Raw genomic sequence first — 13,645 nt, 5'->3', positions numbered from 1 at the left:
TGCATCACTTGGTGCCGAAGGCCGGACTCGAACCGGCACGTATTTCTACGGTTGATTTTGAATCAACTGCGTCTACCGATTTCGCCACTTCGGCACTGAAGGGATACGGAAAACGTTTTGGATTATACCTGTCGATAGCCGCCATGCAAGCGACAGCGTGCATCAGTAGTGCTAAGTGTTGAAAAAAACAGCGCAATCCCACAAACGAGCGGTGCGGCGTCACATTTTTCCCCCATCAATGTGCAGCAAACCGGCTCCCTGGCCTTCGCTTCCCTGCCCCTACGACTAACACATCACTAATCCCGCCTCAATTTTTCTCAAACTAATCTCACGCTACTCTCTTACCGCGCCAGCGTTTTATCGCCGCCAACCATAAGCATTTACGCTTCCTCGAGCACTCAATATAAGATTCCAGAATAATCAATGTAATTGATTTATATATTCCATAAAAAACTACCCTATCGCTTTTTCTTATTACCGCAATCCTTAAGGATTTATTAATTACGTCAATATTTTTTATAACTTTACATTAATGAAAAGTTTTGTTTTCGCTCTTTATTCCAGGATTTTCCTCAGGCGTGAAAGTTTCGGTAAATACTATTTTTACTAGTCGCTGTACGAGTCTCGATGGACATCTTCACTCGGTGAATTTACTCAGGAGAAAGACTGTGACTACCTTAAAACCTTTACTGGCGCGTAACCGCAGCTGGGCGCTGCAGAAGTGCCAGCATGACCCGGAATATTTTGAAAAACTGGTAGCCGGGCAGCGGCCGCATTCGCTGTGGATTGGCTGCTCCGATAGCCGCGTTCCCGCCGAAGTGCTCACCGGCAGCCATCCCGGCGAACTCTTCGTCCACCGTAATATCGCTAACATGATTGACCCTGCCGACGACAACTTTATGAGCGTACTGCAATATGCCCTCCACTATCTCGAGGTCGAACGGGTGGTGCTCTGCGGCCACTACGGCTGCGGCGGCGTGCAGGCGGCGCTGTCGTTGCCGGAGATGCCGCTGGCCCACGAGTCCTCGGCGCTGGCCCGCCGCATCGGCTCGCTGCGCGATACCCTGCAGGGTGATATCGCTGATCTGACACCCACTGATACTGACGCCGACGCGGCCAAAGCGCTCAATGCCCTGGTGGAGGCCAACGTTCGCGCCCAGTTCAGCCGCCTGCTTGACTGTGATCCCGTACAGACGCTGCTCGCCAGCGGACGGCCGCTCAGCCTGCACGGCTGCGTCTACGATCTGGCATCCGGCCATCTGACCACTCTCGTCGAACACCTCTCACCTCAGGAGCATGCCCCATGAATACTCTTCGTCAGGACTCTCTCGCAGGCATTGTCGTCTTCCTTGTCGCCCTGCCGCTGTGCCTCGGCATCGCCCAGGCCAGCGGCTTACCGCCCTTTGTCGGTCTGCTGACCGGTATCATCGGCGGCCTGGTCGTCACCGCCCTCAGCCCTTCCCGCTTCGCCGTCAGCGGCCCCGCCGCCGGACTGGTCACCATCGTCGTCGCCGCCATCGAATCCCTGGGTTCCTTCTCCATCTTCCTGATGGCGCTGGTGCTGGCCGGCGTGCTGCAGCTGCTGTTCGGCATTCTGCGGGCCGGGCGCTTTATTTCGCTGGTTCCCGCCAGCGTCATCAAAGGTATGCTTGCGGCGATCGGCATCCTGCTGATTATGCAGCAGATCCCCGTCGCGCTTGGCAGCGCAGAAGAGACCGGGCTCGCCGATATCGTACAGGGTAACGCCACCTTCTCCCTCAGCGCTATCGCCGTCGCCTTGGGCGGCCTGCTGGTGCTATGGCTGTGGGGTTCGCCGCTTATCCGCCGGGTGAAGAGCCTGCGCTGGATCCCCGGCCCGCTGATCGCGGTCCTGCTCGGTTGTGTCACCACCGTATTAATGACCCAGGCCGCGCCACAGCAGCTTGCCTCCCTGCCGCGCATTACCCTGCCAGAGTTCGGTAGCCTCGGCGATCTGCTGGGCGAGCTGGAGTCTCCTGCGTGGAGCGCGTGGCGTAATCCGTCGGTGTGGGTGGTGGCACTGACCCTCGCGCTGGTCGCCAGCCTCGAAACCTTGCTCAGCCAGGAGGCGCTGAAAAAACTGCGTCCGCAAAATCCGCCGCCTTCGCCGAACCGCGAAATGGTCGCCCAGGGCGTCGGCAACCTGCTCTCCGGCGTACTCGGGGCGATGCCGATCACCGCGGTCATCGTCCGCAGCTCGGTCAACGTCAGCAACGGCGCACAGAGCAAACTGTCGATCTTTATCCACGGCGTACTGCTACTGATCTGCGGACTGTGGTTTAGTGGCCTGCTGACGTTAATCCCTCTCGCCAGCCTCGCTGCCGTGCTGCTGTATACCGGCTATAAGCTGGCGACGCCGCGGCTGTTCATTGAACAGTTCCGCCAGGGCGCCGCACAGTACGTCCCCTTCCTTGCCACCATTGGCGGAATTATCGGCTTCGGCATGCTGGCGGGGATCGGCATTGGCCTCGCCACCCAGGTGGCGTTCAGCATCTGGCGTAGCCATCGCCATTCGCTGCAGCTGGCGCGCTACGACGATCACTACGTGCTGCGCATCCAGCAGAACCTGACCTTTTTACACAATCCGCATCTGCTGGCGCTGCTGGCGAAAATTCCGGAAAAGAGCGTGGTGATCGTCGAGCACGATAACGTCGGCTACCTTGACCCGGATGTGCAGGCGGTGCTGGATGATTTTGCCGAGAGCGCGCCGCAGCGCGGTATCCGCCTCAATCAGTGGCCGCTTGCCAGCCGCTGACCGTCTCCCGGGCGGCTGGTCCGCCCGGTTATCCACCCCTCCTAATGCCAAGCGACGCCTGTTGCCATGCTCTACACTTTCTTCGTTACTACGCCAACCCCAAGGAAACAAACATGAGCATCATTAAAAGTTACGCCGCCAAAGAAGCGGGCGCCGATCTGTCGCTGTGGGAGTACGATGCCGGCGAACTGTTGCCGGAAGATGTTGAAGTCGAAGTGGAGTACTGCGGGATTTGTCATTCGGACCTGTCGATGATCGATAACGAATGGGGCATGTCGAGCTACCCACTGGTCGCCGGTCACGAGGTTATTGGTCGGGTGGCGGCGCTGGGCAGCGCGGCACGGGATAAAGGGCTGAAGATTGGTCAGAAGGTCGGGATCGGCTGGACGGCGCGCAGTTGCGGCCACTGCGACGCCTGTATCAGCGGCAATCAGATCAACTGCCTGGAAGGCTCTGTACCGACCATTATGAACCGCGGCGGCTTCGCCGATAAGCTGCGCGCCGACTGGCAATGGGTGATCCCGCTGCCGGAGAGCATCGATCTGGCTTCCGCCGGCCCGATGCTGTGCGGCGGCATCACCGTCTTCAAACCGCTGCTGACCCACCACGTTACCGCTACCAGCCGCGTCGGCGTGATTGGTATCGGCGGCCTCGGCCATATCGCGATTAAACTGCTGCGGGCGATGGGGGCGGAAGTAACCGCTTTCAGTTCCAACCCGGCGAAAGAGCAGGAAGTGCTGGCAATGGGTGCCGACCGCGTGGTGAACAGCCGCGATCCGCAGGCGTTAACCGCGCTGGCCGGTCAGTTCGATCTGATCATCAACACCGTGGCGGTGGACCTTGACTGGCAGCCGTACTTCCAGGCGCTGGCTTACGGCGGCAACTTCCACACCGTCGGCGCGGTGATGAAGCCGTTCCCGGTACCGGCCTTTACCCTGATCGGCGGCGACCGCAGCATCTCCGGCTCGGCGACCGGTAACCCGTCCGAACTGCGTAAGCTGATGAAATTCGCCGGGCGTAGCAAAGTGGCGCCAACCACCGAACTGTTCCCGATGTCGCAAATTAACGAAGCGCTGAAACACGTGCGCGAAGGTAAAGCCCGCTATCGCGCGGTACTAAAAGCCGACTTCTGATTGGTATTTACCGCCGGGCGTCCCGTACGCCCGGCGCTTTTCTCCTTGCTTCATCAAACCGTCATCTCCCCGCCATTCCCCTGTAGTCATCGCTTCCCACAATCCGGGCTTCCATAAACGCCTGAACGAGACGCCCGTCACCATGAATAAGCGCTGGCTCCCCTGGCTGATACTGTCGCCTTCCCTGTTGTTTTTACTGCTGTTTACCTGGTTTCCACTTGGCCGTTCGGTCTATGACAGCCTGTTTGATACCCGCATGGCCAGCGATGGCGCGCAGTACGTCGGACTGGATAACTTCGCCCGCCTGTTTGCCGACGGCGTTTTCTGGCAATCGCTGGTCAATAATCTGCTCTATATTCTGCTGACGGTGGTACCCGGCGTGACGCTCGCTCTGCTGCTGGCGGTGGCGCTGAGCGAGAATCACCGCGTCAACCGCTGGCTGCGCACCGCCTTTTTCTTCCCGATGATTATCCCGATGGTCAGCGCCGCCGCGCTGTGGCTGTTTATCTTTATGCCCGGCCTCGGCCTGCTCGATCACTATCTGGCAAAGCTATTTGGTCCGCTGAACAACAACTGGCTGGGGCGCAGCAACAGCGCGCTGCTGGCGCTGGCGCTGATTGGCGTGTGGAAGTTCGCCGGTTATTACATGCTGTTTTTCCTCGCCGGGTTGCAGAGCATTCCGGCCTCGACGCGGGAAGCGGCGCTGATGGAAGGGGCCAGCCGCACCCAGGTGTTTTTTAAGGTCACGCTGCCGCTGCTGCGCCCGACGCTGAGCTTTGTTATCACCACCGCGCTGATTTACTCCATTACCCAGATTGATCACGTCGCGGTGATGACGCGCGGCGGGCCGGATAACGCCACGACCGTGCTGCTCTATTACATCCAGAATCTCGCCTGGGATACCCACGACCTCGGCAAAGCCTCCGCCGCCACCTTCCTGACGCTGGCCGGGCTGTTTGCCTTCTCGCTGATTAACCTGAAATTGCTGGAAAAAGGAGCCCACTATGAGCGCTGAAATCTCGCCGCTGATGGTCCGCTCGCCCGCCGCTTCGCGTCCGCTGTGGTTGCGCCTACGTCGCTCGCAGCCCTTTACCCTGACGGTAATTATGTGCTGCCTGGCGCTGCTATGGGTGAGCCCGTTTATCTGGATGCTGGCGACCTCGTTCAGCGCCACCACCTTCGGCGAAGATATGGCCTCATTGCTGCCCCGTCTGCCGCTGACCCTCGATAACTTCCGCGACGCCTGGGACAGCGCCGACTGGCTGAGCCTGTACACCAACACCCTTATCTTTACCTTCGGCACTTTCTTCGTGCAGCTACTCACCATCACCACCGCCGGCTACGTCTTCGCCTGCCACGAATTTCGCGGCAAGAAAACACTGTTTCTGCTGTTCCTCGTCCAGTTGATGATCATGCCGGTGGTGATGATGGTGCCGAACATGCTGACCCTGAAAACCTTCGGCCTGCTTAACACCCTGACCGGCGTAATGATGCCCTACTTCACCTCGGCGTTTGGCGTGTTTCTGATGCGCCAGGCGTTCCTCGCCATCCCGAAAGAGCTGGAAGAGGCGGCGCTGATGGAGGGCTGCCGCTGGTGGCAGGTGCTATTCCGCGTACTGCTGCCGATGTCCTGGCCGTCGGTGCTGGCCTTCGCCACCGTCAGCATTACCTACCACTGGAACGAGTACCTGTGGCCGCTGATGATGCTCAACGATCCCGATAAGCAGGTGCTGACGGTCGGGCTGGTCTCTTTCGCCATGGGCGCTGAATCCGGCGGCCAATGGGGCACCATCGGCGCCGGGACGCTGATGGTCTGCCTGCCGCTGATGCTGGCGTTCATCCTTTTCCAGAAACAGTTCCTGCGAAGCTTCGGCTTCTCCGGGATCAAATAAGGAGTTATTCATGCTGTTAGCGCACATTTCCGATACCCATTTCCGCAGCCGCGGCGAAAAGCTGTACGGTTTTATCGACGTCAATGCCGCCAATGCTGATATGGTTTCTCAACTTAACGCGCTGCGCGAACGCCCGGATGCGGTGGTGGTGAGCGGCGATATCGTCAACTGCGGCCGCCCGGAGGAGTATCAGGTCGCCCGCCAGATCCTCGGCAGCCTGAATTATCCGCTGTATCCGATCCCCGGCAACCACGATGATAAAGCACTGTTTCTGGAGTACCTGCAGCCGCTGTGCCCGCTGCTCGGCAACGATGCCAATAATATGCGCTATGCGGTTGACGACTTCGCTACCCGCCTGCTGTTTATCGACTCCAGCCGCGCCGGCACTTCAAAAGGCTGGCTGACTGACGAGACCATCAGCTGGCTGGAGGCGCAGCTATTCGAGGGCGGCGACAAACCGGCAACGGTGTTTATGCACCACCCGCCGCTGCCGCTGGGCAATGCGCAGATGGACCCGATTGCCTGTGAAAACGGCCACCGTCTGCTGGCGTTGGTAGAGCGTTTCCCGTCGCTGACGCGCATCTTTTGCGGTCATAACCATAGCCTAACCATGACCCAGTATCGCCAGACGCTGATCTCCACCCTCCCCGGCACCGTCCATCAGGTGCCTTACTGCCACGAAGACACTCGTCCGTATTACGATCTCTCGCCGGCTTCGTGCCTGATGCACCGCCAGGTCGGCGAGCAATGGGTGAGCTACCAGCACTCGCTGGCCCACTACGCCGGGCCGTGGCTGTACGACGAAAACATCAGTTGTCCAACGGAAGAGCGCTAACCGCCATGCTCAGTCTGCAAAACATCAGTAAACATTTCGACGGTAAACCGGCGCTCAGCGCGCTGTCGCTTGATATTCACGAAGGCGAATTTGTGGTGCTGGTCGGCCCGTCGGGCTGTGGTAAAAGCACCCTACTGCGCCTGCTTGCCGGGTTGGATCAGGTCAGCGAAGGCGAAATCTGGCTGCATGATGAGAATATCACCGACACCACGCCGCGCGAACGCAATTTTGCGATGATCTTCCAGAACTATGCGCTGTTTCCACATCTCTCTGTGCGCGACAACATCACCTTCGGCATGAAGGTACGCAAGGAAGAGAAAAGCGGCTGGCAGCCGCGGGTAGATAAAGTCGCGCAGATGCTGCAGCTGGAGGCGCTGCTCGATCGCAAACCGGCTAAGCTCTCCGGCGGCCAACGGCAGCGGGTAGCGATGGCGCGGGCGATCGTGCGTAATCCGCGGCTGTTCTTAATGGATGAACCGCTGTCCAACCTCGACGCCCGCCTGCGCAGCGAAGTCCGTGACAGCATTATGGACCTCCACCAGCAGTTGAAAACCAGTACCGTCTACGTCACCCACGATCAGACCGAGGCCATGTCGATGGCCGACCGCATCGTGGTGATGAACGGCGGCCACGTGCAGCAGGTAGGACGGCCAGAATATCTGTATGCCAACCCGGCCAATCTGTTCGTGGCCGGATTTATCGGTTCGCCAGCGATGAACCTGCTATCGCTCCCCTGCGTTGACGGCAACGTTCAGCTTGGCGAACTACGCCATCCGCTACCGCCGCGCCACCGCAGCCAGACCCGCGTCTGGCTGGGCATTCGCCCGGAACATATTACCGACCGCGTGGAGCAAGGCCATCTGCGCCTGCCGGGCACCGTCCTGCAACGAGAACTGATGGGAGCCGATTATCTGCTCCACGTCAGCACGCCGATCGGCACCCTGCGCTTTAGCCGCCGCCACCGCGGCACGGTACCTGAAAAAGGCGAATCGCTGATCCTCGGCTTCTCGCCTGCCGATGTGCATCTTTTTCATGCTGAGACCCAGCATAATTTACTGATGGAGACAGACCATGTTTAACCCCATCACCGCCCTGACGGTTGGGCTCAGCCTCGCCCTGAGCGGCGCGGCGCTGGCGAAAGAGAAAATAGACTTCATGTTCCCGGCCCCGGTCGACGGCAAGCTGACGATGGAGATGACACGCGTTATTAAAACGTTCAACGACTCGCAGCAGGATGTCGAAGTTCGCGGCATCTTCACCGGCAACTATGACACCACCAAGATCAAAGCCGAATCCGCACAGAAGGCCGGACAACCGCCGGCGCTGGTGATCATGTCCGCCAACTTCACTACCGATCTGGCGCTGAAGGATGAGATCCTGCCGATGGACGAACTGTTTAAATATGGCGATCAAAAGGCTGGCGATTTTCTGCAAAAGGAATTCTGGCCCGCGATGCATAAGAACGCCCAGGTGATGGGCACCACCTATGCGATCCCATTCCATAACTCGACGCCGATCCTCTACTACAACAAGACGCTGTTCGATCGGGCTGGAATCGCCCAACCACCGCAGACCTGGGCCGAGCTGCTGGCCGATGCAAAAAAGCTGACCGACGAGAGCAAAGGCCAGTGGGGGATCATGCTGCCGTCGACCAACGACGACTACGGCGGCTGGATCTTCTCGGCGCTTGTGCGGGCCAACGGCGGTAAATATTTCAATGAAGACTATCCGGGTGAGGTTTATTACAACTCGCCGACCGCTATCGGCGCTCTGCGCTTCTGGCAGGGTCTGATCTACAAAGACAAAGTGATGCCTTCCGGGGTACTGAATTCGAAGCAGATCAGCGCTTCATTCTTCTCCGGCAAGCTCGGAATGGCGATGCTCAGCACCGGCGCGCTGGGCTTTATGCGCGAGAACAGTAAAGATTTTGAACTCGGCGTCGCCATGCTACCAGCCAAGGAGCAGCGCGCGGTGCCGATCGGCGGCGCCAGCCTGGTAAGCTTTAAAGGCATCAACGACGCGCAGAAGAAAGCGGCCTACCAGTTCCTGACTTATCTGGTAAGCCCGCAGGTGAACGGGGCGTGGAGCCGCTTTACCGGCTACTTCTCGCCGCGCAAGGCTTCTTACGATACGCCGGAGATGAAAGCATATCTGCAGCAGGATCCGCGGGCGGCGATCGCCCTTGAACAGCTGAAGTACGCGCATCCGTGGTACTCCACCTGGGAGACCGTCGCCGTGCGTAAGGCGATGGAGAACCAGCTGGCGGCGGTGGTCAACGATGCCAAAGTAACGCCGGAAGCCGCGGTACAGGCGGCACAGAAGGAAGCTGACGCGCTAATGAAACCTTATGTTGATAAGACCGCGCTGGGAGAAGTGAAGTAGCACAGATCGGTTGCGGGGCGCCCGGCTTGCGCCGTAAACGCCCAGGCCGGGTGACCAACCGCCCCCAGCGCAGGATGCGCCGGGGAGATTTTGTGAAGCCTTAGATTTTATCCGCCTGCGACGAAGCCCAGGATTTACGCGCGTAGGCTTTTCCCGCCGGGCTGGTATCCAGCTTCTCGCGCAGATAGTGCTCGATCTGCTCAAGGCTGCGGTTGCGCGTTTCCGGCACGCATTTGATCACGAAGATCGCGCCGAAGATGCCGATTGCCGCAAAGATAAAGAAGGTTCCGGACAGGCCGACCCACGACAGCAGCATCGGGAAGAACAGCGAGATCAGGAAGTTGGCAATCCACATTGAGAACACCGCCCCGCCCATAAACATCCCGCGCATCCGGGTTGGGAAAATTTCCGATAACAGCAGCCAGGTCACCGGCGACAGTGCCCCCTGCTGGAAGCTCAGGAACAGCAGCATTCCCGCCAGTACCATATAGGCGCGCAGCGCATCCGGCTGACCATTGACCGTTTCCGGCAGCAGGTAGCTCACCGCGCCGATAAACACCAGGCAGGCGGTACAGCCGAACTGGCCGATCATGGTCATTGGGCGACGGCCTATCTTCCCCAGCATCCAGATGCCGACAAAGGTCATCAGTACCGAAACCACGCCGTTGGCGATGGTGGCGAACAGCGCGGCGTTATCGGTCATACCGACCGAGGTCAGCACCGTCGGCGCATAGTACATAATGGTATTGACGCCGGTAAGCTGCTGAATAACCGCCACGCCGATACCGATCATGAACAGCTTAAACAGCCACGGAGTCATGATTTCACGAATTTTTGGCTTACCGAGATTGCGCTGCTCGTCGAGAGTTTCCGTAATCTCCATTAGCTCCCATTCGACATCATCTTTACGCCGCGTACGCTCCAGCACCCGGCGCGCTTCCGCCAGTCGGCCTTTCATCGCGTACCAGCGCGGGGTATCCGGCATAAACATCATGCCAAACCACAGCAGCACGGCAGGCAGCGTCGCCACCGCCAGCATCCAGCGCCAGGTGCTCTCGCCGCCCCACAGCTCATGGAAGGTGGCGTTAGAGATATAGGCCAGCAGCTGGCCGGAGACGATCATCAGCTCCTGCAGCGTGACCAGTTGCCCGCGTTTGTTGGCGGGCGCCATCTCAGCGATATATACCGGCACCGTTGCCGCCGCGCCGCCAACCGCTACGCCGAGAACCAGGCGGAAGAAAATCATCCAGTTGACGTCCGGCGCAAGGGCGGTACCCACCGCGCCAATAGCGAAGATCACCGCCAGCCAGAGGATGATTTTCTTTCTGCCTGCGGCGCTGGCCAGATGGCCAGAAAGCAGTGCGCCGAATGCGGCGCCGAACAGCAGCGAGCTGGTCACCAGCCCGGTGGTAAACGGCGTGAGGTGCAGTTCCTTACCCATAAACAGTAGGGCGCCGGAAATCACCCCGGTGTCGTAGCCAAAGAGTAAACCGCCTAAGGTCGCAATCAACGCGACGATCTTAACAAACGGCGTTGCCGGGGCGTCGCTATTCGGCCCCGACGCTTTATTGAGTGTGAGATATTGTTCCTGTGACATAGAAGACTCCAGTAACCTACCTTGTAGGGGGAAGATATGCTCTTGTCTGAATACAGAGGCCTCCTGCCTCACGGACGTGTCGTTCTCGTGTGGTTCTTTTGAGGTTTAGAAAAAGCAGGCCACGCAGCTGTGTGGCCCGAAATGCATCAACGATCAGATTCCTGCCGTTTCGCGGATGTACTTACGCGCCTTTACGGCGTATTCGAAGGGGTTCGCCAGCGCAGGGTCTTGTTCGGCTTCCACTACCATCCAACCCTTGTAGTCGTAGTCATCCAGCAACTGGAAGACCGGGCGGAAATCTATTTCGCCGTCTCCCGGTACGGTAAAAGTGCCTTTCTTGACGCCGTCGAGGAATGAGAGCCCTTCGCGGCGCACCTGCTCAATCACCGCGGGGCGGACGTCTTTCAGATGCACGTGGTTGATGCGCGGCAGATATTTTTTCAGGATCGCCAGCATCGGCGCCTCGCCGCCCTCTGAATACCAGGCGTGACCGGTGTCATAGAGCAGGAAGACGCGTTCGTCCACCAGCGACATAAACTTGTCGATCTCCGCGGCAGTCTGAATGCCGGTGCCCATATGGTGATGCAGACAAACCTGCATCCCCTTCTCTGCCGCCAGTTTGCCAAGCGCCTTATAACCTTCGGCTACCCGCTGCCACTCTTCGTCGCTAAAGCACGGTTTTACATCGCCGAGGATCGGTTTATCGAGCCCCTGGATACTGCCGCTTTGTTCAGAGCAGCCAATCACCTTCGCGCCCATCGCATGGAGGAAATTCATGTGGTTAACGAATTCATCGATGGTTTTTTCTCTTTGGCCATTCGCGAAGAAGGTGCTGAACCAGGCGTTGCAAATTTGCATGCCGCGAATATCCAGCATCGGCTTCAGCACCGCCGGGTCGCGCGGATATTTGCTGCCGACTTCGCTGCCGGTAAACCCGGCCAGCGCCATTTCGCTGACCGTTTGCTGAAATGTGTTTTCGCTCCCCAGCTCAGGCATATCGTCGTTAGTCCAACCGATAGGGGCGATAGCCAGTTTGACGTTGTCTTTGTTCATTTTGATGCTCCTGCCGCCGCGCCTTACCGGCGCAGCAGTTCACGTTCGATAAGTTCACGCGTTTCCACGGCCTGGTATTTCATCTTTTCCGGGTAACCAAACAGCGAGGTGCAGACGATCGGTTCACCGCCAACTTTGAAGGTCTGTTCAGCGAAGCGCATATCGCGCAGAGTGCTAAACAGAGCATTGAAATCGACATCCCCCTCGCCGACGCCGACGTGCTGGTGTACGGCGGCGTCAACGCCCGGCGGATTAACGATATAGCGGCAGTGTTTGGTGTGGTTGCGGGTATCGGCAATCAACACGTGCGACAGGTCCTGCCCGGCATAGCGCAGCATCTTCTCGACTTCACCTTTACCTTTGTCGTAGAAGAAGGTGTGCGGTACGCTGTAGACATACTTCACGTTGTCGCTGCGGAAGGACTTCACGATATCCACCGTCTCGTTGTTTTCTTCGCAGAAGTCCCACGGATGGGCCTGGATTTCGACGCGGATCCCTTCACGTTCGAATATCGGCAGCAGTTCTTCCATCGAGCGGTAGAACATCTCTTCGCAAATTTCCGGCTGGTTAGGATCGCCAGAAAATTCGGTGTTGATAACCTGCACGCCCATCTCTACCGCTACTTCGATTAGCCGTTTCCAGTTCTTCACCGCCGCCTGACGGCGCAGCTCATCCGGGCCGGACCAGCGATAAACGCAGATGAACGAGGAGAGTTCAACGCCGTTGTCACGCAGCGCCTGCTTATACTCGGCCATGATCTCCCGGCTGGCGCGCGGATGTTTGTAGAATGGGTTAATCTGCGGGTGCGGCGACTGTTCAATGTATTTGTAGCCCCACTCCGCCACCTGCTGGACCATTCTGGTGATCCCGAGATCTCGAATCACATCGACATCAAAAGCAATTTTCATCGTCGTTACCTGTTTGAAACGTTACGTCGGTGAAGGATGATTTAGCGTTGGTAGAATGCCGGGCACTCAGGCAGCGACACTGCTACCGGTTCGTTACACTCTTGCGCCTTCAAACAGGCGTCGGCGGCAACCGATGCCGCATAGCCGTCCCAGGCGGAGGGGCCCTGCAGCTTGCCGGCTTTCACATCATTGATAAATGCCTGCAGTTCGACGTCGTAGGCTTTGATGAAACGGTCTTTCCAGTCGGTGAGGATGGCGGTAGACAGGCTGGCGGCTTTACGCATCTCCACCGCCGACGGTTCCGGCAGGCGCGCAATGCCCGTTTCGCCAACGACTTCGCACTGGATGTCATAGCCGTACTGGCAATTCACGAAGACTTCGACGTCGATCAGGGTGCCCTTTTTCGTTTCAAACGAGACGATCTGTGGGTCTTTCAGCCGCGCATGGGTATGGGAGGTCGAGCGCGGGAAGCGTACCTGTACGGAGCGGTAGTCGTCATTTAGCAGCCAGCGCAGCACGTCCAGCTCGTGGATCAGGGTGTTGGTAATCGCCATATCGGTGGTGTAGTTCTCGCCGACCGACTGGTTGCGGTGGGCGCAGCGCAGCATCAGCGGCGCGCCGATATCGCCGTCATCAATGACTTTCTTCAGCGCCAGATAGCCTTCATCGTACGGGCGCATAAAGCCGACCTGCACCAGGCGACGCCCGGCTTTCATTTCAGCATCAACGATGCGGCGACAGCCTTCCGCGCTCATCGCCAACGGCTTTTCGCAAAATACGGGCTTACCGGCCTCAATAGCCGCCAGGGTGTACTCTTCATGGGTTGGATCCCAGGAGGTCACCAGCACGGCGTCAACGTCGCTGGCTTTAATCACATCATGACCGTCGGCGTAGACTTCCGCCTGCACGCCCGGCAGCGCTACTGCCGCACGGGCGTTATCGGCGTTGATATCGGAAACGGCGACCACGGTCGCCCCCTGTAAGACCTGGGTGCAGCGACGGATATGTTCTTTACCGATGGCGCCTGCGCCGATGACACCTAATTTGAGTGACATGATGGTTCTCTCCGTAG

12 protein-coding genes and 1 tRNA gene are annotated in these 13,645 nt (G+C 58.6%); 8 read left to right on the top strand and 5 right to left on the bottom strand.

Annotated elements, in window-relative coordinates; genetic code table 11:
* Positions 1-9: 9 nt before the first annotated feature.
* A tRNA-Leu gene (locus PGR23_RS15045) sits at positions 10-94 on the bottom strand.
* A 574-nt stretch (positions 95-668) separates the two neighbouring features.
* On the opposite strand from PGR23_RS15045, the gene PGR23_RS15040 reads away from it, so the two are divergent.
* The 8 genes from PGR23_RS15040 (at position 669) to PGR23_RS15005 (ending at position 9,015) form a co-directional block, all read left to right on the top strand.
* Positions 669-1,307, top strand: coding sequence for a carbonic anhydrase (locus PGR23_RS15040; protein ID WP_396279981.1), 639 nt, complete (start codon positions 669-671; stop codon positions 1,305-1,307).
* Complete coding sequence (locus PGR23_RS15035; RefSeq protein WP_396279982.1) at positions 1,304-2,773, top strand: SulP family inorganic anion transporter; 1,470 nt, start codon at positions 1,304-1,306, stop codon at positions 2,771-2,773. The genes PGR23_RS15040 and PGR23_RS15035 overlap by 4 nt, the downstream gene beginning before the upstream one ends.
* A 113-nt stretch (positions 2,774-2,886) precedes the next feature.
* Entirely contained in the window at positions 2,887-3,906 is a 1,020-nt protein-coding gene (gene ahr / locus PGR23_RS15030; RefSeq protein ID WP_015368523.1) for an NADPH-dependent aldehyde reductase Ahr, read from the top strand.
* Positions 3,907-4,048: 142 nt separating this feature from the next.
* Complete coding sequence (locus tag PGR23_RS15025; protein WP_045378542.1) at positions 4,049-4,921, top strand: carbohydrate ABC transporter permease; 873 nt, start codon at positions 4,049-4,051, stop codon at positions 4,919-4,921.
* Positions 4,911-5,798 (top strand): carbohydrate ABC transporter permease, encoded by an 888-nt coding sequence (locus PGR23_RS15020; protein WP_063447659.1) that lies wholly within the window; start codon positions 4,911-4,913, stop codon positions 5,796-5,798. Before PGR23_RS15025 ends, PGR23_RS15020 begins: the two co-directional genes overlap by 11 nt.
* Positions 5,799-5,808: 10 nt before the next feature.
* Positions 5,809-6,633 carry a phosphodiesterase gene (locus PGR23_RS15015; RefSeq protein WP_320482899.1) on the top strand — a complete coding sequence of 275 codons (825 nt, stop codon included), beginning with the start codon at positions 5,809-5,811 and terminating at the stop codon, positions 6,631-6,633.
* 5 nt (positions 6,634-6,638) lie between these two features.
* Positions 6,639-7,712: an ABC transporter ATP-binding protein gene (locus tag PGR23_RS15010; protein WP_042894203.1), complete on the top strand. Its 1,074-nt coding sequence runs from the start codon at positions 6,639-6,641 to the stop codon at positions 7,710-7,712.
* Entirely contained in the window at positions 7,705-9,015 is a 1,311-nt protein-coding gene (locus PGR23_RS15005) for an ABC transporter substrate-binding protein (protein ID WP_396279985.1), read from the top strand. Before PGR23_RS15010 ends, PGR23_RS15005 begins: the two co-directional genes overlap by 8 nt.
* Before the next feature lie 100 nt (positions 9,016-9,115).
* Here PGR23_RS15005 and PGR23_RS15000 read toward each other — a convergent pair whose 3' ends face one another.
* From PGR23_RS15000 to PGR23_RS14985, 4 genes are all read right to left on the bottom strand, one after another.
* Positions 9,116-10,612, bottom strand: a complete 1,497-nt coding sequence (locus PGR23_RS15000; protein WP_015368530.1) for a sugar porter family MFS transporter — start codon at positions 10,610-10,612, stop codon at positions 9,116-9,118.
* A 153-nt stretch (positions 10,613-10,765) separates the two neighbouring features.
* Positions 10,766-11,665 carry a myo-inosose-2 dehydratase gene (iolE, locus tag PGR23_RS14995; RefSeq protein ID WP_396279986.1) on the bottom strand — a complete coding sequence of 300 codons (900 nt, stop codon included), beginning with the start codon at positions 11,663-11,665 and terminating at the stop codon, positions 10,766-10,768.
* Positions 11,666-11,688: 23 nt separating this feature from the next.
* Complete coding sequence (locus tag PGR23_RS14990) at positions 11,689-12,573, bottom strand: sugar phosphate isomerase/epimerase family protein (protein WP_289578029.1); 885 nt, start codon at positions 12,571-12,573, stop codon at positions 11,689-11,691.
* Positions 12,574-12,614: 41 nt separating this feature from the next.
* The gene (locus PGR23_RS14985) at positions 12,615-13,628 is read right to left on the bottom strand and encodes a Gfo/Idh/MocA family protein (protein ID WP_015704222.1); all 1,014 of its coding nucleotides are present in this window, start codon (positions 13,626-13,628) and stop codon (positions 12,615-12,617) included.
* Positions 13,629-13,645 lie beyond the last annotated feature (17 nt).

Origin of the sequence: Klebsiella sp. 141162, assembly GCF_050600755.1 — a bacterium.
Taxonomy (GTDB): domain Bacteria; phylum Pseudomonadota; class Gammaproteobacteria; order Enterobacterales; family Enterobacteriaceae; genus Klebsiella; species Klebsiella aerogenes.
The sequence above is the reverse complement of the archived record's forward strand: the minus strand, read 5'-3'. Positions and strand labels throughout refer to the sequence as shown.

Excerpts from the sequence above, each read along its gene's own strand:
- PGR23_RS15035 (WP_396279982.1), top strand. The coding sequence starts at position 1,304 with ATGAATACTCTTCGTCAGGACTCTCTCGCAGGCATTGTCGTCTTCCTT.
- ahr (WP_015368523.1), top strand. The coding sequence starts at position 2,887 with ATGAGCATCATTAAAAGTTACGCCGCCAAAGAAGCGGGCGCCGATCTG.
- PGR23_RS15025 (WP_045378542.1), top strand. The coding sequence starts at position 4,049 with ATGAATAAGCGCTGGCTCCCCTGGCTGATACTGTCGCCTTCCCTGTTG.
- PGR23_RS15020 (WP_063447659.1), top strand. The coding sequence starts at position 4,911 with ATGAGCGCTGAAATCTCGCCGCTGATGGTCCGCTCGCCCGCCGCTTCG.
- PGR23_RS15015 (WP_320482899.1), top strand. The coding sequence starts at position 5,809 with ATGCTGTTAGCGCACATTTCCGATACCCATTTCCGCAGCCGCGGCGAA.
- PGR23_RS15010 (WP_042894203.1), top strand. The coding sequence starts at position 6,639 with ATGCTCAGTCTGCAAAACATCAGTAAACATTTCGACGGTAAACCGGCG.
- PGR23_RS15005 (WP_396279985.1), top strand. The coding sequence starts at position 7,705 with ATGTTTAACCCCATCACCGCCCTGACGGTTGGGCTCAGCCTCGCCCTG.
- PGR23_RS15000 (WP_015368530.1), bottom strand. The coding sequence starts at position 10,612 with ATGTCACAGGAACAATATCTCACACTCAATAAAGCGTCGGGGCCGAAT.
- iolE (WP_396279986.1), bottom strand. The coding sequence starts at position 11,665 with ATGAACAAAGACAACGTCAAACTGGCTATCGCCCCTATCGGTTGGACT.
- PGR23_RS14990 (WP_289578029.1), bottom strand. The coding sequence starts at position 12,573 with ATGAAAATTGCTTTTGATGTCGATGTGATTCGAGATCTCGGGATCACC.
- PGR23_RS14985 (WP_015704222.1), bottom strand. The coding sequence starts at position 13,628 with ATGTCACTCAAATTAGGTGTCATCGGCGCAGGCGCCATCGGTAAAGAA.